Source organism: Achromobacter sp. ISS7 (assembly GCF_056523125.1).
The window spans coordinates 5669079-5691003 of the sequence record NZ_JAWRZD010000001.1; the positions used below are offsets into that span (position 1 = coordinate 5669079).

Annotated in this window: 20 protein-coding genes; 11 read left to right on the forward strand and 9 right to left on the reverse strand. The window is 70.5% G+C overall.

Annotated elements, in window-relative coordinates; translation table 11 throughout:
• Positions 1-12: 12 nt before the first annotated feature.
• From AC1HFW_RS25670 to AC1HFW_RS25700, 7 genes are all read right to left on the reverse strand, one after another.
• Complete coding sequence (locus AC1HFW_RS25670; protein ID WP_479285567.1) at positions 13-1395, reverse strand: MmgE/PrpD family protein; 1383 nt, start codon at positions 1393-1395, stop codon at positions 13-15.
• Between the two features lie 99 nt (positions 1396-1494).
• Positions 1495-2907, reverse strand: a complete 1413-nt coding sequence (locus tag AC1HFW_RS25675; protein ID WP_479285569.1) for a S41 family peptidase — start codon at positions 2905-2907, stop codon at positions 1495-1497.
• Positions 2904-3368 (reverse strand): hypothetical protein, encoded by a 465-nt coding sequence (locus AC1HFW_RS25680; RefSeq protein ID WP_006391246.1) that lies wholly within the window; start codon positions 3366-3368, stop codon positions 2904-2906. The genes AC1HFW_RS25675 and AC1HFW_RS25680 overlap by 4 nt, the downstream gene beginning before the upstream one ends.
• 88 nt (positions 3369-3456) lie before the next feature.
• Positions 3457-3918 carry a hypothetical protein gene (locus AC1HFW_RS25685; RefSeq protein ID WP_479285570.1) on the reverse strand — a complete coding sequence of 154 codons (462 nt, stop codon included), beginning with the start codon at positions 3916-3918 and terminating at the stop codon, positions 3457-3459.
• A gap of 122 nt (positions 3919-4040) precedes the next feature.
• Positions 4041-5012 (reverse strand): Bug family tripartite tricarboxylate transporter substrate binding protein, encoded by a 972-nt coding sequence (locus AC1HFW_RS25690; RefSeq protein ID WP_479285572.1) that lies wholly within the window; start codon positions 5010-5012, stop codon positions 4041-4043.
• 47 nt (positions 5013-5059) lie between these two features.
• Positions 5060-5845 carry an alpha/beta fold hydrolase gene (locus AC1HFW_RS25695; RefSeq protein ID WP_479285573.1) on the reverse strand — a complete coding sequence of 262 codons (786 nt, stop codon included), beginning with the start codon at positions 5843-5845 and terminating at the stop codon, positions 5060-5062.
• Positions 5842-6435, reverse strand: coding sequence for an amino acid synthesis family protein (locus AC1HFW_RS25700; protein ID WP_061073389.1), 594 nt, complete (start codon positions 6433-6435; stop codon positions 5842-5844). The genes AC1HFW_RS25695 and AC1HFW_RS25700 overlap by 4 nt, the downstream gene beginning before the upstream one ends.
• Before the next feature lie 121 nt (positions 6436-6556).
• On the opposite strand from AC1HFW_RS25700, the gene AC1HFW_RS25705 reads away from it, so the two are divergent.
• The 11 genes from AC1HFW_RS25705 (at position 6557) to AC1HFW_RS25755 (ending at position 19972) form a co-directional block, all read left to right on the forward strand.
• On the forward strand, positions 6557-7465 hold the full coding sequence (locus tag AC1HFW_RS25705; RefSeq protein WP_241075737.1) for a LysR family transcriptional regulator: 909 nt from the start codon (positions 6557-6559) through the stop codon (positions 7463-7465).
• A gap of 287 nt (positions 7466-7752) precedes the next feature.
• Positions 7753-9186, forward strand: a complete 1434-nt coding sequence (locus AC1HFW_RS25710) for an amidase (protein ID WP_479285574.1) — start codon at positions 7753-7755, stop codon at positions 9184-9186.
• Positions 9187-9243: 57 nt separating this feature from the next.
• Positions 9244-10827, forward strand: coding sequence for an ABC transporter substrate-binding protein (locus AC1HFW_RS25715; protein ID WP_479285576.1), 1584 nt, complete (start codon positions 9244-9246; stop codon positions 10825-10827).
• 15 nt (positions 10828-10842) lie between these two features.
• On the forward strand, positions 10843-11784 hold the full coding sequence (locus AC1HFW_RS25720) for an ABC transporter permease (RefSeq protein ID WP_479285578.1): 942 nt from the start codon (positions 10843-10845) through the stop codon (positions 11782-11784).
• Between the two features lie 12 nt (positions 11785-11796).
• Positions 11797-12660, forward strand: a complete 864-nt coding sequence (locus tag AC1HFW_RS25725; RefSeq protein WP_479285579.1) for an ABC transporter permease — start codon at positions 11797-11799, stop codon at positions 12658-12660.
• Between the two features lie 5 nt (positions 12661-12665).
• Complete coding sequence (locus tag AC1HFW_RS25730) at positions 12666-14315, forward strand: ABC transporter ATP-binding protein (protein ID WP_479285581.1); 1650 nt, start codon at positions 12666-12668, stop codon at positions 14313-14315.
• Positions 14316-14326: 11 nt separating this feature from the next.
• Entirely contained in the window at positions 14327-15256 is a 930-nt protein-coding gene (locus AC1HFW_RS25735) for a 2-hydroxyacid dehydrogenase (protein ID WP_479285583.1), read from the forward strand.
• Between the two features lie 47 nt (positions 15257-15303).
• Positions 15304-16290 (forward strand): alpha/beta hydrolase fold domain-containing protein, encoded by a 987-nt coding sequence (locus AC1HFW_RS25740; RefSeq protein ID WP_479285585.1) that lies wholly within the window; start codon positions 15304-15306, stop codon positions 16288-16290.
• Between the two features lie 73 nt (positions 16291-16363).
• Entirely contained in the window at positions 16364-17101 is a 738-nt protein-coding gene (locus AC1HFW_RS25745) for a class II aldolase/adducin family protein (protein WP_479285587.1), read from the forward strand.
• Positions 17098-18300: a pyridoxal-phosphate-dependent aminotransferase family protein gene (locus AC1HFW_RS25750; RefSeq protein ID WP_479285589.1), complete on the forward strand. Its 1203-nt coding sequence runs from the start codon at positions 17098-17100 to the stop codon at positions 18298-18300. The genes AC1HFW_RS25745 and AC1HFW_RS25750 overlap by 4 nt, the downstream gene beginning before the upstream one ends.
• A 100-nt stretch (positions 18301-18400) precedes the next feature.
• Complete coding sequence (locus tag AC1HFW_RS25755; protein ID WP_479285591.1) at positions 18401-19972, forward strand: ABC transporter substrate-binding protein; 1572 nt, start codon at positions 18401-18403, stop codon at positions 19970-19972.
• Positions 19973-20009: 37 nt separating this feature from the next.
• On the opposite strand, the gene AC1HFW_RS25760 is transcribed toward AC1HFW_RS25755, so the two are convergent.
• The gene (locus AC1HFW_RS25760) at positions 20010-20801 is read right to left on the reverse strand and encodes an IclR family transcriptional regulator (protein ID WP_479285593.1); all 792 of its coding nucleotides are present in this window, start codon (positions 20799-20801) and stop codon (positions 20010-20012) included.
• A gap of 59 nt (positions 20802-20860) precedes the next feature.
• A complete protein-coding gene (locus AC1HFW_RS25765) occupies positions 20861-21811 on the reverse strand; it encodes a LysR family transcriptional regulator (RefSeq protein WP_479285594.1) in 951 nt (316 codons plus the stop codon).
• Between the last annotated feature and the right edge of the window lie 114 nt (positions 21812-21925).

Below are 21925 nucleotides of genomic sequence, written 5' to 3' on the forward strand. Positions count from 1 at the left end.
CCGCGGCGTCGCCTAGCGCGGCGCCGCGCAGCCGAACAGCGCGGGCGCCGGCAGGCACGTCCGCGCGTCATTGCCCTCGTCCGTGAAGCGTTCGCACCAGGCCACGATGGCGCGCGCGGCGGCGTCGTCCATGGCCGGCGCAAAGGCGCGCATGCGCGCCTGCAGCGCGGGCCAGTCGTAAGGGTCTTCGGGATCGCCGCGCCGCAGCTGGCGCAACGCGCTCAGCCGGCGCCCATCTTTCAGTATCAGGGTCACCCGGCATGGCCGCAGGCGCGGAAATTCGCGTTGAAAGGCGTCGCTGGTGCGCACCGTGATGCGGCGCGCCAGCGCCAGCAGGTCGGGCGCCTGCAGATCCGCCGACTCCATGTCTTCAATGCCCAACCCGCCGGTGAGCAGCAGCCGCGCCACCACGTAGCGCAGCGAGAAGCAGGTCTGCGCGGGCGTGGCGGGCCAGTCGACGCCGGCGATCTTCAGCGCGTGCGTGAATATCTCGATGTCGACCGATTCGATGTCGTCGGGTGTCGGCGCGTGCGCGTCCAACAGCTCGCGGGTGGCATCCAGCGGCGTGAAGAGCTGGGCGCAGCAGGGCCAGGCCTTGATGGTGGCGGTGTTCAGCCGCTCGCTGGCGTCGAGGCCGCCCGCCAGCGCGTCCAGCGGGCCGTCGCCCGCCAGCAGCGCGTACAGGCCGCGCGCGCCGGTGGCGAAGCGTTGCGCGCCCGGCAGGCCGGCGCGCGCGGCATAGGCCGCGGCCAGGCCGTTGCGCACCGCGAAGGCCGGATGCAGCGACTTGGCTTCGTGCGCGTCGTCGTCCACCAGTTGCCACAGGCCCGCCGCCTGGGTGGCGCCGATGCCGAGCGCGTGGTGCAGGGGCGCTGGCGCCAGCCCCAGGGCCACGCCGGCAGCGGCGGCCGCGCCCACCGCGCCCGCCGTCGCGGTGGCATGGAACCCCGCCGCGTGGCGCGTGCCCAGGGCCTCGCCCAGGCGCAATGAAACTTCATAGCCGGCGATGATGGCGTCCGCGACCTGCCGTTGTGTCATGCCGCCGTTCGCCGCCAACGCCAACGCCGGCGTGACCGACACCACGCCCGGGTGCAGCATGGCGGCGCGATGGGCGTCGTCGATTTCGCGGATGTGGGCGATGGCGGCATTGGCGAAGGCCGCGCCATTGGCGTTGGCGGCGGGGCCGCCGAAAATGGGCGCCGGCCCCGCGCCCGGCTGGCAGTCGTGCGCCACGCGCCGGTAGCGGTCCGCCGCCGGCGTGTCGGCGGCGGACCATCCCGCGGTGAACCAGTCCAGCAGCGCCTGCGCCAGCCGCGCGCGCGTGGTTGGGGAAATCGGGCGCCGTTGCAGGTCGGCCAGGTGGGTCACCAGGGAGTGTTCAGCGGAAGAGGTCATTATCGTTTCGTTGAATGGAATATATTTCATTCAACGAAACAAGCGCCGGTTTGTCAAGCGATGTGGCGGATCCCTCCGCTGCCGTTCCCGCGGCCACGCCTATCGTTGGCCGGCGTCCCGCAACGCGGTCAGCGCCGCGAGCCGAGCCAGGTCGGTGCCGGCGGGAGCCGCGGCCAGGGCCGCGCGTATCCGCTGCGCCATCGGCTGGTTGAAATCGGCCGCGATCTCGGCGCGCAGGGTGATCCGCCCCGTGGCGCCGTCGAGCCGCATGTCGGGCGTCACGCCGTCGCGCTCGAGCGTCGCGCCGTTGGCCCGGTGCACGCGCGCGCTGGTCACCACCAGCGCGCCCTGGTTGTCGGGCAGCGGCAGGACCGTCTGGATCGTGCCCGCGCCGGCGGTCTTTTCGCCGATGAGCAGGCCGCGGCCGTGGTCCTGCAACGCCGCCGCGACGATTTCCGCGCCGGCGCCGGTGCGGTGGTCGATCAGCACCACCATCGGCACGTCATGCGGCAACCGGCCGTGCCGGGCGACGAGCGTCACGGCATTGGCTGGCGTGCGCCCGCGCAGGCTGCCGACGCGGGTGCCCTCGGCCAGCATCATGCCCGCCACCTGTTCGGTCACCTCGAGCAGCCCGCCGGCATTGCCGCGCAGGTCCAGCACCACGCCCGCCAGCGGCGCGCCGCCGCCGGACCGCGCGGTATCGAGGGCGTCCCGCAGCAGCGCGCCGGTCTGGCTATTGAAGGCCGATATCCGGATCACCGCGACCGCGCCGTCCCGCTCCCAGCGTACCGATGGCGGCGCCTGGACCGGCCCGCGCACGGGACGCATGACGAGGGCGTCGGCCACGCCGGGTCGCTGGATCTCCACCGTGGGGCGGGTGCCGACGGCGCCGCGCAGCAGCGCGACGGCCTCGGGTAGCGGCAGGCCGGCGGTCGGGCGGCCGTCGACGCGGGTGATGATGTCGCCGGCCTGGATGCCGGCGCGTTCGCCGGGGCTGCCGGGCAAGGGCCGTTCGACGGTCAGGACGCCCCGCTGGATCGACATCTCCAGGCCGACCGAGGCCGGCGGCGGCGCCATCTCGGCGCGCGTCGCCACGCGGCTGTAGGCGTCCAGGCTGGCCAGCATGCCGCGCAGGGCCGCGTCCAGGGCGGCTTCGCGCGCCGCGCCGGCGGCAAAGCGCAGGATCTCGTCGGCCAGGATGCGGGTCTGCGGCGTGATGCCGGCGGCCTTGTCCTCGGCCTGGACCGCCTGCGCGAGCGAGGCCTTGCGCGCCTCGTCCGAGGCGCCGGGCAGCGCGGCGAGGGCGCGCAGGCCATGCACCGCCAGCGCGCGCGAATCGAGGGGATCGACGTATTGGTCCGTGAGCTGCGTCACGGCGGCGGCCAGCGTGCCCTCGACCTGCTGGCGCGATTGGGCCCAGCCGGGCGGCGCCAGCGCGACGCCGCAGGCAAGCAGCAGCGCGAGCGCGGGCCGCGGCAAGCGCGGCCGCGGCGCCTGGCGCGCGTCGATCACTGCACCTTCACGCGCACCGCGGCGCCGGGACGCGGTTCGAACGCCGGCACCGTGCGGTTCTTCACGGCTTCGCCCTTGGCGTTCCACACCAGGGTGTCGGTGGGGAAGCTCTCGTCGCGCGTCATCTTGTCGATCTGCGCGGCCACCAGCTTGGCGGCGCCGTCCACCTCGGGGTTCCAGGCGTACACGCCCCACTGGCCGTACCAGACCGCGGGCGCGTCGGCGTCCAGGCGCCGGTCGGGACACATCACCAGGCCCTTGTCGAGCAGCACGCGCAGGCCGCCCACCGGCACCAGCTTGACGGCCGGGGTGGTGCGCTCCTTGCTGTGTCCGGGGCATACGTTGGCGCTGCGCGCCACGGTGGTCTCGACGACCTCGCGGTCGGATTGGGCAAAGGCGGTCGATGCGGCGCACAGGGCGAATGCGGCGGCAGTCCAGGCGAGAGGGGTACGACGGGTCATGCGTGGCCTCCTGGTCCGGGAGCGGACGGTTCGGTGGGGGGAAGTCCTGCCTGCCGGCCGCGCGCACGCGTGCCGGCGGACAAGGCGGTCAAGCGGGTGGCGGCGCGTGCCGGCGGTCGGGGCGGACGATCCACCAGAAACTGGCCCCGACCACCGCGCCCAGCGCGGCGGCGGTCAACGGCACGATGGGGCGCGACACGATGGTGTCGGCCATCATGGCCACGGCCAGGCGCAGGTCGCCGGGGCCGAATATCGAGGAAAGCAGGATCAGCGCGCACCAGCTCACCAGGCCGATGGCGATGAAGGCCAGCAGATAGGGCGCCAGCGTGACGCGGCCGCGGCGGCGCAACGCGAAGTGCGCGGGCAGGCCCAGCAGCAGCATGGCGCCGGCGCCGGCCGCCGCGCCCAGCAGGGTGGCCATCAAGGTCCAGTCCGGCTGCTCGGCGGCCGCGATGAAATCGGGCTGGCGCCAGAACAGGCGGGCCTGCAATCCGATGACCAGCGCGGACCAGAAAGGCCCCGCCAGAAAGGCAGAGAGAAGTCTTGTCATGCGGGATGCGGCGCCGGTGCGGGCACGCGGCGCCTGGCTTTTTTGCGTGCGGCGATCTTATCAGCCGACACGTTTCGCCGGCGGTTACAGGTGCGACAAATCCCTTGCCGTTCCCGCCGCGCCTACAGGTCCACCCGCACCTTGCCCGCCTGCACCAGCCCGGCGACGTCGCGGATTTCAGCCAGCAGCGCGTCGCGCAATTGGGCCGGGGTGCCGCCGGTGGGCTGGAAGCCCTGCTCGGCCAGCTTGGCGTGCACCGCGTCGGTCTGCAGCGCGCGGTTGATGCCCTGGTTCAAGGCGGCGATGGCGGCCTCGGGCGTGCCGGCCGCGCAATACGTGCCGAACTGGATCTGCGCGACGAAGCCGGGGAAGCCGCTTTCGGCGACTGTCGGAATGTCCGGATACCTGGCCAGCCGCTCCTGGCTGGTCACGGCCAGGACGCGCAGGCGGCCGCTCTTCAGGTAGGGCTCGACGGCGGCGACCGTGGCGACCACCACCTGGATCTGGCCGCCCAGCAGGTCGGTCATCATCGGCCCGGTGCCGCGATAGGGAACGTGCAGCATGTCGATGCCGCAGGCGGCTTGCAGCAGTTCGGTCGCCAGGTGCTGCGGCGTGGCGTTGCCGGGCGATCCGAACGTCAGGCTCTTGGGGGCGCCGCGCGCCTGGGCGACCAGCTCGCCCAGCGTCCTGGCGGGCAGGTCGCCGTTGACGGCCACCATGTAGGGCGAGCGCGCGATCGGGCACACCGGCGCCAGCTGCTTGAGCACCTCTTCGGCCGGCCTGGCGTAATAGCGCACGGAAGGGACCAGTCCCGCGAATAGCAGGATGCTGCCGTCCTTGGCGCCGTTGGCGGTGTAGTCGGCGCCGAGCATGCCGCTGGCGCCGGGCTTGTTCTCGACGATCACCGACCGTTCGAGCGAGTCGCCCAGCGTCGCGGCGATGACGCGGCCCAGCACGTCGGTGCCGCCGCCCGGCGGGAACGGCACGATGACGCGCAACGGGCCTTCGCGCGCGATCGCGATGCGCGCGGCGGTGGCGGCCAGCGGCGCCAGGGTCAGCGCCGCCATGTGCTTGATCAGGGTTCTGCGATGCATTGTCTTGTCTCCGTATCCACCTTGGGTGGTTGTGTCGCCGATCGTCTCTATGGGGTGGACGATTCGGTCTGGCGCGCCAGGAAGAATCCACGCAGCGCGGCGGCGACCACGGCGGGTTCTTCCACCGGCAGCATATGCCGTTGGGCCGGCACCACGTGGGCGCGGGCCGTGGGCAGCGCCCGCGCCAGCTCGCGCGTCATGCGCGGGTTGGAGCCGACGTCTTCCTCGCCCGTCATGACCAGGGCCGGGCAGGCGATGTCCGGCGCGGCTTGCGCCAGCATCGCGTCGCCATGCGCGAACAGCGCGTAGGCCGCCAGGAAGCTGGCGCGGTCGTTGTCCAGCAGGCGCTGGCCGATCCGCGCCACGCGCTCCGGACGCCGTGCCTGGAAGTCCGGCGTGAACCAGCGCGCCAGCGAGATGCGCGCCGCCGCCTGCGGGTCCTGCGTGGCCGCGGCCGCCAGGCGCGCCTGGACCGCCGCGGCTTCTTGCTCCGTGCGGCGGAACACGGTGCTCAGCAACGTCAGCCGCCTGACGCGCCGCGGCCGGGCCGCGGCGTAGGCGCCGGCGATCAGGCCGCCCATCGAGTAGCCGAGCAGATGCGCATCGCGCCAGCCGGCGCGTTCCAGCTCGTCGTCCAGTTGCGCGATGAAGTCGCCGATGGCCGCCGGGCCCCGCAGGGCAGGCGCGGCGCCGTGTCCCAGCAGGTCGTAGCGCAGTACCTCGAAATCGGGTTCCAGCAGCGGCGCCAGGTCATCCCACAGCGTGTGGTCCAGCCCGACCCCGTGCAGCAGCACCAGCGGTTCGCCGCGTCCGGAACGCTGACGCGCGCTCATTTCGCCTGCGCCTCCTGCGCCAGTTCCTGCAGGTCCGAATAGCGGTTGCCGATGCGGTGATGCGGACGGCCGGAGGTCGCGGCGCCCAGGGCGATCACGATTTCGTCGGGGGCGGGCGCATCGTTGATGGTGGTCTGTACCGTCAGGTAGTGCGAGCGCAGGCCTTCGTCGAGCTTGTGCATCAGCGGCACGGAGATCACGCAGCCCGGGCCGCCGCGCTGGTTGGTGAAGCTCAGGTAGCTGGTGCCGCCCACGGCGTTGCGGTAGGCGTTGCCGAAGCGCAGCGTATGGATCAGCGCCGACGCGTGTTCCACTTCGCCGGCGGTGCCGACCACCGCGGCCTTGCCGTAGGCCTCGACATTGTCCGCCGAGCCGGCATGGCGCAGGATTTCGGCGACCAGCAATTCACCCAGCGGCGGCGCCGCGGCGAGAATCCCCGGGCGCAGGTCTTCCTGGAACGGCAGGCCGGCCCACGGATTGCGGATGACCGCGGCCGCCACGATCATCACCAGCGGCCGTTCGGCCGCGCGGCCGCCTTCGATGAGCGTTTTCTCGACATAACTGACTACCTTGCGCACTTGCAGGGACATTGCGGGCTCCGATACCTGTTGGCTGAAAGATGGAACCATTGTTGGGCGGCGCGGCGAGTTTTGACAATCCAAATTAATGCAAGTTAATTTCGGAAAATCCGAATTCATTCAGGCTCCGATCATGCCCACGCCCTTGAAGATCCAGCACCTGCGCCAGTTCCTGCTGGCCGCGGACCACGGCAGTTTCCGCCAGGCCGCGCAGGGCACGTTCCGCTCGCAGGCGGCGGTGTCGGCCGCCATGCAGGACCTGGAGCAGCAGTTGGGCGCGCCGCTGTTCGAGCCCGGCAAGCGGGCCCAGCTGACGCCGCTGGGCGTGGCGGTGGCGCCGCTGTTCCGCGAACTGCTGGCCACCCACGACCGGGTGCTGGACGCGGCGCGGCGCTTCGGCACGGGCCACCAGGGGCCGGTGGCGCTGGCGGTGATGCCGTCGCTGGCCGATGAATGGCTGCCGCGGCTGCTCGAGCGCTATGCGCGCAATCATCCCGACGTGCGCATCCGCGCCATCGACGAACCGTCGCCCGAAGTGCACCGGCTGGTGCTGACCGGCGAGGTGCAGGTCGGCGTCGCCGGGCAGGCGTCGCGCACGGACGAAGTGGCGTTCACGCCGGTGGCGCGCGACGCCTTCGGGCTGGTCTGCCGCAAGAGCCATCCGCTGGCGCGGCGGCGCGGTCCGGTGCCGTGGTCGGCGCTGGCGGAGGAACGGCTGATCGGCAACGCCACCTTCGATACGCTGAAGAACCGCCAGCTTGGCGGCGCCATCGACGATCCGGCCATGGTGGTGTCGAACCGCGCCTCGCTGCTGGCCAGCGTCGAAGGCGGCCTTGGCGTGACGGTGCTGCCGGTGCTGGCGCGGCCCGCCGCCGGCAGCGGCCTGGCGTTCGTGCCGCTGGCCGGGCCGGTGGTGGAACGCATCGTCGGCGTGCTGACGCGCAAGGAGGAAACCCTGCTGCCGTCGGTGGCCGCCATGCATGCGCTGGCGCTGCAGTCCCTGGCCCAGTTCACGCGCCGCAAGGGCGCGGTGCGCGTGTAGTTCCTTCCTTCGAGTCGTTCCTCCCTTCGTGTAGCCCCCCCCTTCGCCATACCGCCGCCGGCACGATTTGGCCGGCTGCCCGCGCACGCCTTTCTCTCATTCAAACCTGTTCCAACGCACGGGAAATCCCTGATCCGCGGCGCATTGCTTGCGTGCCGGATCCGTGGCTAGAATATTTATATGTGCTATCTAAGTATTGCTAATAAATACTTGTGGCGTAGATGAATATCGACGGCTTCGCGTCCGATTTCGGGTTGGCGCGACGACCGTCCAAGCTGGGGAGCAGCATGCGGATTGACGAGTACGAAGGGCTGGACGGCCTGGATCTGGCGGCGTTGCTGGCGCGCAAGGAAGTGCAGCCGGCCGAGTTGATGGATTGCGCCCTGCAACTGGCGGAGCAGCGCGGCAAGCCGCTGAATGCGCTGACCTATGTGCAGCCGGAAACGGGCAAGGCCCTGGCCGCTGAATGGCGCCAGCGCGGGATCTTCCGCGGCATCCCGTTCCTGCTGAAGGACTCGGGGCTGCCCAGCCGCCGTTTTCCGTCGAGCCTGGGATCGCACCTGTTCGACGACGTTTCGTACACGTTCGACGCCACGCTGGCCGAGCGCTTCGAGGCCTCGGGGCTGGTGCCGTTCGCCCGCACCACGGTGTCGGAACTGTGCATGGGGCCCTCCACCGAAGCGCGCCGCAATGGCGGCGCGACCCTGAATCCGCGCGCGCTGGACCGCTCGGTCGGCGGCTCCAGCGGCGGCGCGGCGGCGGCGGTGGCCGCGGCCATCGTGCCGGTGGCGCATGGCAGCGACGGCGGCGGCTCGATCCGCATTCCCGCCGCGTGCTGTGGCGTGTTCGGCCTCAAGCCCAGCCGCGGCCGGGTGCCGATGGGCCCGGCCCGCGGCGAAGGCTGGGGCGGCATGGCCTGCGAAGGCGTCATCACCCGCAGCGTGCGCGACACGGCGGCGGCGCTGGACGGCATCGGCGGCTATGCGCCCGGCGCACCGTACGCCGCGCCGCCGCAGCCCGGCTCGTACCTGGACTCGGTGCGCGAGCAGCGCCGCGAGCCGCTGCGCATCGCCGTCTGGCGGCAGGCCTGGAACGGCATCGCCATCGCGCCGGAATGCCTGGCCGCCGTCGACCGCACCGCGCGGCTGTGCCGCGAACTGGGCCACGAGGTGGTGGAGGCGCCGCTGCCGGAGCTGGACTATTCCGGTTTCGTGCGCGCCCACGGCACGGTGCTGGCCACCAACATCGTGCTGGCGGTGCAGGCGCGCCTGGCCCTGTTGGGCCGCGACCTGCGCGACGACGACCTGGAGCCGGTGATCCGCGACGGGCTGGCGGTGGGGCGCACGTTGTCGTCCACGCAATATGTGGATTCGATCAACCGCTTCCATGCGATCGGCCGCGCCATCGAGTCGGCAATGACGGGCGTCGACCTGGTGCTGACGCCGACCCTGGCGCAGCTGCCCGCGGTGCTGGGCGACCTGGCGCTGGAAGGCGGATTCTGGGCGTTCCGCGAAAAGGTGTCGCGCTACGCGACCTTCCTGGCGGTGATCAACGCCTCGGGCCAGCCGGCGGCGAGCCTGCCGCTGGACTGGACGGCCGCGGGCGTGCCGGTGGCCAGCCAGCTGATCGGGCACTTCGGCCGCGAGGACCAGATCCTGCGGCTGGCGGCCGAACTCGAACGCGCGGCGCCCTGGGCGGGCCGGCAGATCCTGCTGCCCTGATCCGCAGCGCGGCGCGCCGCGCTGGCGGCGCCGTTCCCAACCATACAAGGGGTAGAAATGAAGCGATCCATTCTGTTTTCCGCCGCATTGCTGCTGGCCGTGGCGGCGCCGCTGGCGGTCGTGCCGGCCGCCAGCCAGGCGCAGACCACCGCGCGGTTCGTGATGCACGCGCCGCTGCGCGTGCTCGATCCGGTCCTGACCTCGGCCTACGTGACGCGCAATCACGGCTATCTGGTGTACGACACGCTGTTCTCGATGGACGCGACGGGCCACCCGCAGCCGCAGATGGTGGCGTCCTGGACGGTGTCGGCGGACGGGCTGGAATACACCTTCAAGCTGCGGCCGGGCCTGAAGTTCCATGACGGCGCGCCCGTCACCGCGGCCGACGTGGTGGCGTCGCTGCAGCGCTGGGAGGCGGGCGATCCCACCATCGGCAACCGCCTGAAAAGCGTGACGGCGGCGCTCACGGCGACGGCCGCGGACACCTTCACGCTGAAGTTGAATGCCCCCTATGGCCTGGTGCTGGAATCGCTGGCCAAGGAAAGCTCGCCGGTGCCGTTCATCATGCCGCAGCGCATCGCGTCCGTGCCGGCCTCGCAGGCGATCACGGAGGTCATCGGCTCCGGTCCCTACAAATTCGTGCAGGCCGACTTCCAGGCGGGCGTGAAGGCCACCTATGTGAAGTTCGCCGACTACGTGCCGCGCCAGGAGCCGGCCAGCGCCTTCGCCGGCGGCAAGCTGGCCAAGATCGACCGGCTCGAACTGGTCAACATCCCCGACAGCCAGACCGCCGTGAACGCGCTGCGCAACGGCGAGATCGACTTCCTGGAGGACGTGCCGCCGGACCTGATGCCGCAACTCAAGGGCGCCAAGGGCGTCAGCCTGAAGTCGTATGGCAAGAACTCCAACATGTTCACGCTGCGCATGAACTGGCTGCAGCCGCCGTTCAACAACGTCAAGGTGCGCCGCGCCGCGCTGGCGGCGCTGAGCGAGGTCGATTACCTGGATGTGCAGATCGGCGATCCGGAGATCTACCAGGTGTGCGGCGCGGTGCTGACCTGTGTCTCGCCCTATGCCTCGGAGGAAGGCGCGACGCAGATCAAGGCGCCCGACCTGGCGCGCGCGCGCCAGTTGCTCAAGGAAAGCGGCTATGCCGGCGAGAAGGTCGTGGTGCTGCACCCGACCGACCTGCCGATCTTCGCCAACATCGCGCCGGTCACGGCGCAGGCGCTGCGCAGCATCGGCATGAACGTCGAGATCCAGTCGATGGACTGGGCCACGCTGCTCAGCCGCCGCAGCAAGAAAGAGCCGGTGGCGCAGGGCGGCTGGAGCATCTTCCAGTCGAACCTCTCCAGCCTGGACCTGACCTCGCCGGTGGGCAACCCGAACCTGGACAGCCGCGCCGACTCGACCTATCCGGGCTGGACCCACGATGACGAGATGGAGCGCCTGCGCGACCAGTTCGCCCTGGCCAGGACCGAGGACGCGCGCCGCGAGGTGGCCGCCGCGATCCAGCGCCGCAACTATGAGCAGGTGATCTACGTGCCCCTGGGCGGCTATTCCAAGTTCAAGGGCTACGACGCCAAGTTCGCCGACATGGTGGACGCGCCGATTCCCCTGTTCTGGACCTCGCCGAAGTAACGCCGGGGAATCGTCATGCTGAATCTGATCTTCAAGCGCCTGCTGGCCGCCATCCCCGTCATGCTGGTGGTGGCCACGGTGGTGTTCCTGCTGCTGCGGCTGGCGCCCGGCGATCCGGCCCGCATCATCGCCGGCGACATGGCCAGCGAACAGGCGGTGGCCGAGGTCCGCGCCCAGATGGGCCTGGACCAGCCGCTGCTGACCCAGTACGCGCTGGCCATGGGATCGCTGCTCAAGGGCGACCTGGGCGCGTCCATCATCTCGCGCGAGTCCGTGGCCACGCTGATCGGCCAGCGGCTCGGCCCGACGCTGGCGCTGGCGCTGTGCGCCATCCTGCTGACCGTGTGCGCGGCGATTCCGCTGGGGGTGTTTTCCGCCTGGTGGCACAGGCGGCTGATCGACCGGGTGACGCTGGCGGTGACGGTGCTGGCGTTCTCGGTGCCGGCCTTCGTCGTCGGCTACCTGCTGATCCTGGTGTTCTCGGTCAAGCTGAACTGGCTGCCGGTGCAGGGCTACGCGGGCCTGGCGGCGGGCTTCGGCACCTTCCTGTACCACATGGTGCTACCGACCGTGACGCTGGCCACGGTGTTCGTGGCGCTGATCACGCGCATCACCCGCGGCAGCATGCTGGAGGTGCTGGGCGAGGACTTCGTGCGCACCGCGCGCGCCAAGGGCGTGCCTGAGCGCTACGTGCTGTACCGCCACGCGCTGCGCAACGCCGCGGTGCCGATCGTGACGGTGATCGGCCTGGCGCTTACCACGCTGATCAGCGGCGTGGTGGTCACCGAGACCATCTTCAACATTCCCGGCGTGGGCCGCCTGATCGTCGACGCCGTGTTGGCGCGCGACTATCCGGTGGTGCAGGGCACGATCCTGTTCTTCTCGTTCGTGTACGTCTTCATCAACCTGGCGATCGACCTGCTGTACGTGGTGCTCGATCCGCGCATCCGCTACTGAGGCCGGATCCCCATGAATTCGAACACCCTGGTCCATCCCCGTTCCATCTGGCCGGTGCTGGCGCGCGATCCGCTGATGCTGGCCGGGCTGACGCTGCTGGTGGCGCTGGTCGGCCTGTCCATGCTGGCGCCGCTCATCACCTGGCACGACCCGGCCGCGCTGGCGCCGCGGCTGCGCCTGAAACCGATCAGCGCCGATTTCTGGCTGGGCACCGATTCGCTCGGCCGCGACCTGTTCTCGCGGGTGCTGTACGGCGGCCGGCTGTCGATCACGCTGGCCGCGCTGGTCAGCGTGATCTCGATCTGCGCGGGCCTGCTGCTGGGTCTGCTGGCCGGCTATTTCCGCGGGCTGGACGCGGTCGTCATGCGCATCATCGACGGCATCATGGCGATTCCGGGCCTGTTGCTGGCCATCGCCATGGTGGCGCTGGGCGGCGCGACCATCTCGACCATGGTGACCGCGATCGCCATCCCCGAGATTCCGCGCGTGGCGCGGCTGGTGCGCAGCGTGGTGCTGTCGGTGCGCGAGGAACCCTACGTGGAAGCCTCGCTCGGCATGGGCACGCGCACCTGGCGGGTGCTGTGGCGCCACGTGCTGCCCAGCACCATCAACCCGCTGGTGGTGCAGGCCACGTTCATCTGCGCCTCGGCCATCCTGATCGAGGCGGTGCTGGGCTTCCTGGGCCTGGGCTTCCCGCCCGAGATCCCCAGCCTGGGCAGCATCATTTCCGAAGGCCGCCCGTTCTTCCAGCGCGCGCCGTGGATCGTCCTGTTCCCGGGCATCTACCTGGCGCTGCTGATCCTGTCCGTGAACCTGTTCGGCGACGCGCTGCGCGACCGCCTGGACCCGCGCATGGCGCGGCAACGCAAGGGCTGAAGCAAATGTCCTCCGCACCCATCCTGGAAATCCGCGATCTCAAGGTCCGCCTGCCCGGCGCCGGCGACCGCCACTACGCCGCCGAAGGCATCAACCTGACCGTCGGCGCGCGTGAGATCGTCTGCATCGTCGGCGAGTCCGGCTCGGGCAAGTCCGTGACCGCCAGCGCAGTCATGGGCCTGCTGCCCAAGAACGTGCTGACGCTGGAAAGCGGCCAGATCCTGCTGTCCGGCCGTGACATCACCCGCGCGCCGCTGGCCGAACTGCGCGAGCTGCGCGGCGACCGCATGGCCATGATCTTCCAGGAACCCATGACCGCGCTCAACCCGCTGATGCAGGTCGGCGACCAGATCGCGGAAATCTTCCAGTTCCATGGCCCGTCGCTGTCGCGCCGCGAGGTCGACCAGCGCGTGCTGGCGCTGCTCACCGATATGCGCCTGCCGTCGCCCGAGACCCTGCGCCACGCCTATCCGCACCAGCTTTCCGGCGGCCAGCGCCAGCGCGTGATGATCGCCATGGCGCTGGCGATGGAGCCGGCGCTGATCATCGCCGACGAGCCCACCACCGCGCTGGACGTGACTTCGCAGGCGCAGGTGCTGCGTTTGCTGCACGGCCTGCGCGAGCGCCACGACACCGGCATCCTGTTCATCACCCATGACTTCGACGTGGTGGCCGAGATCGCCGACCGCGTCATCGTCATGCAGCAAGGCCGCATCGTCGAGGCCGGCAGCGCCGCCGAGGTGCTGGCGAACCCGCGCCATGCCTACACCCGCAAGCTGATCGACGCGGTGCCCAAGGGCCAGTTCGGCGCGGGCGCGCCGCTGGCTGGCGGCGATCCGGTCATCTCGGTGGAAAACCTCGGCATGCGCTTCGTGACGCCGAGCCTGTTCAAGGCCAAGCGCCGCGAGGTCAACGCGCTCGACGGCGTGTCGCTGTCGCTGGCGCGCGGCGAGACCCTGGGCATCGTCGGCGAATCCGGCTCGGGCAAGACCACGCTGGGCCGCTGCCTGGCGCACTTCGCCCGTCCCACGTCCGGCCGCATCGTCATGAACGGGCAGGACGTCTCGCGCCTTTCGCGGGCCGCGTGGCGCGACTGGTGCAAGCGCATCCAGATGGTGTTCCAGGATCCGTACCGGTCCTTCAACCCGCGCCTGACCATCGAGGCCACGCTGGCCGAGGGGCCGATGAACTACGGCGAGGACCGCGCCCGGGTCCAGGCGCGCATGCGCGACATGCTGGCGCTGGTCAGCATTGATCCGAGCGCGCTGGAACGCTATCCGCACGAGTTTTCCGGCGGCCAGCGCCAGCGCATCTCGATCGCGCGGGCGCTGATGATGGAGCCCGAGATCCTGATCGCCGACGAAGCAGTGTCGGCGCTGGACGTGTCGGTGCAGGCGCAGATCCTGGACCTGCTGGAGCGGATCCGCGGGCAGCTCAACCTGAGCATGATCTTCATCACCCACGACCTGCGGGTGGCGGCCAGGCTGTGCCATCGCATCGCCGTGATGCAACGCGGCCGCGTCATGGAGATCGGTCCGGCCGAGCAGATCTTCACCCGGCCCGGCTGCGGCTACACCCAGGAACTGCTGGCGGCCATTCCCGGCAAGGACGGGCTGGGCAGCCGCGCCCCGGCCCTGTCGATGGCCGGCGCTTGAAGGAACCCTTGATGATGACTCGTGTTGCCTTGTTGAGCCGTTCGGCCAACCTGTCTTACTTCCAGCCGCTGTTGCAGGGTCTGGACCCGGCGCTGGACGTGGCCGTCTGGCCCGACCCGCGCAGCCTGGACGCCGACGTCGCGGTGTGCTGGAACCCGCCGGCGGGCGTCTACGACGACATGCCCAACCTGAAGCTGATCCACAGCATCGCCGCCGGCGTCGACAACCTGCTCGACGGGCAGCGCACGCGCGGCCTGCCGGTCTGCCGCGTGGTGGATCCACAGTTGGCGCAGGGCATGCTGCAGTACGTGCTGTGGTGCGTACTGACGTTCCACCGCAAGCTCGACCTGGCGCTCGCCAACCAGCGCGAGGCGCGCTGGCATCGGCCGCCGCAGACGCCGGCCTCGGAATGCCGCGTGGGCCTGATGGGGCTGGGCGAACTGGGCAGCGCCATCGCCGCCGTGCTGCCCGGCTTGGGCTACCGCGTCAACGGCTGGTCGCGCAGCCCGCGCCGGCTGGACGGCGTGCGGACCTATGCCGGCGAGGCGGGCTTCGCCGACTTCCTGGCCGACACCGACGTGCTGATCTGCCTGGTGCCGCTCACCGACGCCACCCGCGGCATCCTCAACCGCCAGACCTTCGCGGCGCTGCCGCGCGGCGCGGCGGTGGTCAATTGCGGACGCGGCGAGCACCTGGTCGCGCTCGACCTGATCGAGGCGCTGGCCAGCGGCCACCTGCGCGGCGCGGTGCTCGATGTCTTCGCGCACGAGCCGCTGGCGCCGACCGATCCGCTCTGGTCCACGCCGGGCGTGATCGTGACCCCGCACATGGCGACGATGCCCACGGCGGGCACCGTGGCCGAACAGGTCGTCGCCAACATCCGGCGGCTGGGCCAGGGCGCGGCGCTGGCCAACACTGTCGACGCCGCGCGCGGCTATTGATCCCGCCACCTCATTTCCTCACAGACCCCAAGACTACGAGACGCTCCATGTACTTCGAAGATCCCGCCTTCACGATTCCCACCGGCTCGCCGGCTCCCCTGGATCCGCAGATCGCCGAGTTCCTGCGCCGCATGGCGGCGGACGCGGCGCAGTATCCGCGCCGCGACACCCTGTCGATCGAACAGGGCCGCGCCAACGCCGAGAAGGTGCGGCTGCCGTGGGCGCAGGGCGGCCCGGCCATGGCCCGCACCGAGGAACACCAGGTGGCCACGCGCCACGGCGACGTGCGGGTGCGGGTCTATTACCCGGCCGAACGCCGCCTGCCCGGCGCGTTCATCTACATCCACGGCGGCGGCTTCGTGCTGTTCAGCATCGACACGCATGACCGCGTGATGCGCGAGTACGCCGAGCGCGCCGGCGTGGTGGTGGTGGGCGTGGACTACACCCGCGCGCCGGAAGCCAAGTTCCCGCAGCCGCTGGAGGAATGCGTCGACGTGGTGCGCTGGGTCGCCGCCAGCGCCGGCGCGCTGGACATCGACGCCGGCCAGCTGTTCGTCGGCGGCGATTCGGCCGGCGCCAACCTGTCCATGGGCTCGGCGCTGACGCTGCGCGACGAGGGCCAGCCGGACCTCGTCAAGGGCCTGGTGCTGAACTACGGCGGCTTCGGCAGCAACCTGTTCCGCAATTCGGTGGTGCGCTACGGCGCCGGCGACTACGGCCTGTCGCTGCATATGATGATCTGGTTCCGCGGCATGCACATCCGCCACGGCAAGGATTTCTTCGACCCGCGCGTGGACATCCTGCGCGCCGACCTGAAGGCGCTGCCGCCGGTGTGGATGGTGGTGACCGAGTGCGATCCGTTGCATGACGACAGCGTCGAGCTGGAGCGCAAGCTGCGCGCGGCCGACGTGGACGTCGCCGCCAAGGTCTACCCCGGCACCGCCCACAGCTTCCTCGAAGCGGTGTCCATCGCCGCCGTGGCGGGCGAGGCCTTCGACGATACCGCGCGCTGGTTGCACGCCAAGGCCGCGTAAAGGGGAGGCCCGAGCGATGTACATTCGTCCGGCTTGTCCCGACACAGAGGCCTGACCCCAACCGGAGCGATCCATGAACCAAGAAGAAGCCCGCGTGCGCGAAGAACTGGCGGCGTTGTACCGCCTGGTCGCGCACTTTCGCATGACCGACCTGATCGATACCCACATCAGCGCGCGCGTGCCTGGCGATAAACCGCATTTCCTGATCAACCGCTATGGCGTGCTGTTCCATGAGATGCGGCCGCAGGACCTGGTGAAGATCGACCTGGACGGCAACCCGGTGGACCCGGGCGATGCCGAGAGCCAGGTGGTCAACGCCGCCGGCTTCACGATCCATTCGGCCGTGCACGCCGCCCGCCACGACCTGGCCTGCGTGGTGCACACCCACACCGCCGACGGCATCGCCGTGGCCTGCCAGCGCGACGGGCTGCTGCCCATCACGCAGCACGCCCTGCGCTTCTACAAGCGGCTGGGCTACCACGACTACCAGGGCATCGCGCTCGACCTGGAGGAACGCGAAAGCCTGGTCGCCAGCCTGGGGCCGCACAAGGCCATGATCCTGCGCAACCACGGCCTGCTGGCCGCCGGGTCGTCGGTGGCCGAGGCGTTCGTCAACATCTATTACCTGGAGCGCGCCTGCCAGGCGCAGGTCAAGGCGCAGTCGTGTGGCGCGCCCCTGGTCCTGCCGTCCGAGGCGGTGTGCGAACGCACCGCGGGCCAGTACGAGCGGCCCACGGCACCCATCTATACACAACGTGTCTGGACGGCGGCGCGACGCCTGCTGGAACCGGACCTGGAGACACCCACATGAAAGACAGCCTGACCACGGACCGCGGCTTCCTGGCCGGTCCGCAGTTCCTGCATACCCCCGGCCCCACGCACGTGCCCGACGCCGTGCGCGAGGCGATGGCGCGCCAGTGCATGGATCTGTCCGATCCGCGCCTGGCGACGCTGGTCGGCGATTGCGAGCGCGGCCTGGCGCGATTGCTCGGCACTCGCGAGGCGGACGTGCTGATGTACGCGGCCAACGGCCACGGCGCCTGGGAAGCGACCATCGCCAACCTGGCCGCGCCCGGCGCGCGCGTGCTGGTGGCCGGCAGCGGCCATTTCGCCGAGGCCTGGGCGGTGCACGCGGAGGCGCTGGGCGTCGAGGCGCTGCGCACCACCACGCGGCCGGGGCAGGCGCTGGATCCGGCCTTGATCGAGGCGGCGCTGCGCGAGGACACCGAACGCCGCATCGTCGCGGTGTTCGCGGTGCATACCGACACGGCCAGCGGCGTCACCAGCGATATCGCGGCGGTGCGTCGCGCCATGGACGCCAGCGGACATCCGGCGCTGCTGGTGGCCGACGTGATCGCGTCGCTCGGCGCCACGCCGTTCCGCATGGACGAGTGGGGCGTGAACGTGGCCATCGGCGCGTCGCAGAAGGCGCTGATGGGCCCGCCGGGGCTGTCGTTCACGGCCGTCGACGCGCGCGCCCTGCAGGTCGCCCGCGACAATGCCGCGCCGCGCGCCTATTGGGACTGGAACAAGCGCAAGAGCGACCTGCTGTACCGCAAGTTCTGCGGCACGCCGCCGCAGGGCTTGCTGGCCGGCCTGCGGGCCGCGCTGGACCTGATCGCCGCAGAAGGCGAGGACGCCGTGTTCGCGCGCCACCGTCGCGTGGCGGCGGCGGTGCACGCCGCCGTGGACGCCTGGTCGGCGGCCGGCGTGCTGGACCTGTTCGTCACCGACCCGGCCGCGCGCGCGGTGTCGGTCACGACCATCGCGGTGCAGCCCGGCGTCGATATCGAGGCCATGCGCAGCGTCGCCCGCGAGCGCTTTCACGTGGCCGTGGCGGGCGGACTGGGTCCGTATGCCGGCCGCATGTTCCGCATCGGCCATCTGGGCGACGTGCATCCCGCCATGGCGCTGGGCGCGCTGGCCGGGGTCGAGGCGGCCCTGCGCGCTTGTGGCATCGCCATTGGCGAGGGCGCGCTGCCGCGCGCGATCGAAGCGCTGAACGGTTGAATCGCCTTTCCGGGAATGCGCGGCGCCGGTCCGCAAGGGCCGGCGCCGCGCGGTTCCCCGCTACGCCCGCTGTTCCCTCCCTCCCCACCAGGACAAGAAAATGAGACAACGTGGTTTGATCGCGGCCGTGCTGACGGCCATCGCGGCGGCTTTGCCCCTGAGCGCGGCGCAGGCCGATCCCGTCAACGCCAAGGTCGTGATGCACGCGCCGCTGCGCGTGCTGGACCCGGTACTGACCAACGCCTACATCACGCGCAATCACGGCTATCTGGTGTACGACACGCTGTTCTCGCTCGATGCGGCCTCGCTGCCGCAACCGCAGATGGTGGCGAGCTGGACCGTGTCGCCGGACAAGCTGACCTACGTCTTCACGCTGCGCCCGGGCCTGAAGTTCCATGATGGCACGCCGGTCACCGGCGAGGACGTGGTGGCCTCGCTGGCCCGCTGGGCGCAGCGCGACCCCGTGGGCACGCGCCTGGCGGCGGCCACCGAGCGCATGGACAGCCCGGCGCCGGACAGCTTCCGCATCGTGCTCAAGCAACCCTTCGGCCTGTTGCTGGACGCGCTGGCCAAGCCGGGCTCGCCAGTGCCGTTCATCATGCCCAGGCGCATCGCGCAGACGCCCGCGTCCGAGGCCATCAAGGAAACGGTCGGCTCGGGGCCCTACAAGTTCGTGGCGGGCGAGTTCCAGGCGGGCGTGAAAGCCGTCTACCTGAAGAACACGGACTACGTGCCGCGCAAGGAGCCGGCCAGCCGCTTCGCCGGCGGCAAGGTGGCGCTGTTCGACCGCATCGACGTCGTCAACGTGCCGGACGCGCAGACCGCCGTGAACGCGCTGCGACAGGGCGAGATCGACTTCGTCGAGAATGTCGCCCCGGACCTGCTGCCGCAGCTGGACGGCGTGAAGCACGTGACGGTGCGCAGCTACGGCGATAGCACCGAGACCTACACCCTGCGCATGAACTGGAAGCAGCCGCCGCTGGACAACGTCAAGGTGCGCCGCGCGGTGCTGGCCGCGCTGTACCAGGCGGACTACCTGGATGCCTCGCTGGGCGATCCGAAGTTCTACAAGCTGTGCGGCGCGATGCTCAGCTGTCTCTCCGCCTACCAGACGGAAGCCGGCGCGACGCAGACGCGGCCCGCCGACCTGGCGCGGGCGCGCGCCCTGCTCAAGGAGAGCGGCTATGCCGGCGAGAAGATCGTGGTGCTGCATCCGACGGACGTGCGCAGCCTGTCGGGGCTGGCGCCGGTGACCGCGCAGGCGCTGCGCGGCATCGGCATGAACGTCGAGGTGCAGTCGATGGACTGGGCCACGCTGCTGTCGCGGCGCAGCAAGGACGCGCCGCTGGCCGATGGCGGCTGGAGCATCTTCCATTCCAGCCTGACCAGCATGGACCTGCTCAACCCGATCGTGAATCCCAACCTGGATGGGCGCGGCGACGGCGGCTATCCCGGCTGGACCCGGGACGACAGGATCCAGCAGCTGCGCGCCGAATTCGAATCGGTGTCGAGCCTGGAGGACCAGAAGCGCATCGCCGCCGAGATCCAGCAGCGCGCCTACGAACAGGTGATGTTCGTGCCGCTGGGCGGCTATTCGGAATTCAAGGCCTACGACGCCAAGTTCAAGGACATGGTGGCGGCGCCGCTGCCGCTGTTCTGGCGCGGCAACTGACGCGCGGCCGGCGGTCCCGGCGGCCCGCGGCGGGCCGTCAGGACATGCCGACCTTGCCGCTGAGCGCGCGCGCGGCGGTCATCAGCAGCGGCGAGTAGCGCCGCGCGAATTCCTCGGGCGAAGCCCATTCCGACACCAGCCCGGCGATCTGGATGGCCGCCACCGGACGGTGGCGGTGATCCAGGATGGCGGTGGCCAGGTTCAGTTCGCCCAGCAGGCTTTCCTCGATCGCGGTGGCGTAGCCGTCGTGCCGCGCCTGCTGCACCAGCGCGCGGATGCGGTCCGGATCGTTGTTGGTCTTGGGGGTGGTGGGGATGGTGGCGCGCGGCATGTCGGCCGAGCGCGCCAGGATGTCCTCGACCTCGTCTTCCGGCAGGTGCGACATGATGGCGCGGCCGCCGGCGGTCTGCACCATGGGCAGGTCGCGGCCGGCCAGCGTGCTGCTGAAGGTCTGGCGCTTGGTCTGGCGGCGCAGCGCGAAGATGATGTACAGGTCGTTGAACAGGCTCAGCTCGACGCGTTCGCTGGTCTCGCGCTGCATTTCGGCGATCAGCGGCGTGGCGCGTTCCAGCAGCGGCACGCTGCGCATGTAGTCGAAACTGCGCTGCAGGATCTTCTTGCCCGGCGTGTAGCCCTTGCCGCCGGCGCCCCGTTCCAGGTAGCCGAGCGTCACCAGCGTGTGCGTCATGCGTTGCGTGGTGCTGCGGTCGAAGCCGGTGATTTCCATGAGCTCGTTCATGCTCAGGGTGGACGGCCGCTGCGCGAAGGCTTCCAGTAATTCGAAGCCCTTGGCCAGGGATTGGACGAAGAGAGGGTCGGGACGGCTCATGGAAGAAAGTCGCTCGGGAGCCCGCGCCGGGCGGGAACCAGGAAATTGTATAAAGATTCTCAGGTATTTCCTATAGATACTTGCTCGCCGCAGAACCGCAGGAACTCGCGCAGCGTGGGCTGCCGTTCGGCGGCCCGTTGCCAGGCCACCATGGTGGGCGGATTGTGCGCCTGCAGGTCGATCGGCAGGATCACGGCGTCGCCCGAGGCGGCCAGCCGTTGCGCCGCCGCCTGCGGCAGCATCACCAGGTAGTCGGTACCGCGGATGAATTCATCGGTGAGCAGCAGGTCGCTGACCTGGATGCCAAGGGGCGGCAGGCCCAGGTCGCAGGCCAGGAACAGCGCGGTCAGCCGGTCATGCATCATGGTGCCCGCGCGCGGCTTGCACCAGGGCTGCCGGTGCAGGTCCGTGAGCGTCAGCCGGCGCTTGCGCGCCAGCGGCGACAGCCTGGCGTTGGCCACCACCACCAGCGGCTGCGGCGGCACCAGGCGCAGGCGGCCGAGGCCCGACGCGATCAGTTCGGCGCTGTCGTAGCACACCAGCGCGTCCAGCTTGTCGTCCAGCAGCAGGTCGGCCATGGCGCGATAGCCGCCGGCCTGCACGTCGAGCGCGACGCCCGGCCGCGCCTGGTTGAAGGCATGGATCAAGGGCGCCAGGCTGAGCTTGCCCATGTCGGTGGCCACGCCGATGCGCAGGTCGCCCTGGCGGCCATCGCGCACGTCCATGACGCTTTGCGCCAGGCCGCGTGCCTGCGCCAGCACGAGCTCCATCATCGGCAGGACCTGCCGGCCCATTTCCGTCAGGCGCCTGGCGTTGCCGACGCGCTCGAACAGCTTGAAGCCCAGCTGCGATTCCAGCTCGGCCAGGGTCTTGGAGACGGCGGATTCACTGACGTTGGCCGCCGCCGCGACCTCCTTGGCCGAGGCCGCATCGCGCAGCGCCAGCGCGATCTGCAGGTGCCGCAGCTTCAGGCGCGCGGCCAGCGATTCGACGGTTGGCGGCTTGACCATTTTCTCAACCCCTTGAGCGAATAATTCACTATACGGTAACCCCAAGCGGCCCGATCATAGGCGCACGACGCGTGGCCATGGGCCGGGCCGGCGCCGCCAGGCCCGCCGCGAGAG

Bases quoted from the DNA above. Each gene is read 5' to 3' on its own strand.
- AC1HFW_RS25670 (WP_479285567.1), bottom strand. From the start codon at position 1,395: ATGACCTCTTCCGCTGAACACTCCCTGGTGACCCACCTGGCCGACCTG.
- AC1HFW_RS25680 (WP_006391246.1), bottom strand. From the start codon at position 3,368: ATGACCCGTCGTACCCCTCTCGCCTGGACTGCCGCCGCATTCGCCCTG.
- AC1HFW_RS25685 (WP_479285570.1), bottom strand. From the start codon at position 3,918: ATGACAAGACTTCTCTCTGCCTTTCTGGCGGGGCCTTTCTGGTCCGCG.
- AC1HFW_RS25690 (WP_479285572.1), bottom strand. From the start codon at position 5,012: ATGCATCGCAGAACCCTGATCAAGCACATGGCGGCGCTGACCCTGGCG.
- AC1HFW_RS25695 (WP_479285573.1), bottom strand. From the start codon at position 5,845: ATGAGCGCGCGTCAGCGTTCCGGACGCGGCGAACCGCTGGTGCTGCTG.
- AC1HFW_RS25700 (WP_061073389.1), bottom strand. From the start codon at position 6,435: ATGTCCCTGCAAGTGCGCAAGGTAGTCAGTTATGTCGAGAAAACGCTC.
- AC1HFW_RS25705 (WP_241075737.1), top strand. From the start codon at position 6,557: ATGCCCACGCCCTTGAAGATCCAGCACCTGCGCCAGTTCCTGCTGGCC.
- AC1HFW_RS25710 (WP_479285574.1), top strand. From the start codon at position 7,753: ATGCGGATTGACGAGTACGAAGGGCTGGACGGCCTGGATCTGGCGGCG.
- AC1HFW_RS25715 (WP_479285576.1), top strand. From the start codon at position 9,244: ATGAAGCGATCCATTCTGTTTTCCGCCGCATTGCTGCTGGCCGTGGCG.
- AC1HFW_RS25720 (WP_479285578.1), top strand. From the start codon at position 10,843: ATGCTGAATCTGATCTTCAAGCGCCTGCTGGCCGCCATCCCCGTCATG.
- AC1HFW_RS25725 (WP_479285579.1), top strand. From the start codon at position 11,797: ATGAATTCGAACACCCTGGTCCATCCCCGTTCCATCTGGCCGGTGCTG.
- AC1HFW_RS25730 (WP_479285581.1), top strand. From the start codon at position 12,666: ATGTCCTCCGCACCCATCCTGGAAATCCGCGATCTCAAGGTCCGCCTG.
- AC1HFW_RS25735 (WP_479285583.1), top strand. From the start codon at position 14,327: ATGATGACTCGTGTTGCCTTGTTGAGCCGTTCGGCCAACCTGTCTTAC.
- AC1HFW_RS25740 (WP_479285585.1), top strand. From the start codon at position 15,304: ATGTACTTCGAAGATCCCGCCTTCACGATTCCCACCGGCTCGCCGGCT.
- AC1HFW_RS25745 (WP_479285587.1), top strand. From the start codon at position 16,364: ATGAACCAAGAAGAAGCCCGCGTGCGCGAAGAACTGGCGGCGTTGTAC.
- AC1HFW_RS25750 (WP_479285589.1), top strand. From the start codon at position 17,098: ATGAAAGACAGCCTGACCACGGACCGCGGCTTCCTGGCCGGTCCGCAG.
- AC1HFW_RS25755 (WP_479285591.1), top strand. From the start codon at position 18,401: ATGAGACAACGTGGTTTGATCGCGGCCGTGCTGACGGCCATCGCGGCG.
- AC1HFW_RS25760 (WP_479285593.1), bottom strand. From the start codon at position 20,801: ATGAGCCGTCCCGACCCTCTCTTCGTCCAATCCCTGGCCAAGGGCTTC.
- AC1HFW_RS25765 (WP_479285594.1), bottom strand. From the start codon at position 21,811: ATGGTCAAGCCGCCAACCGTCGAATCGCTGGCCGCGCGCCTGAAGCTG.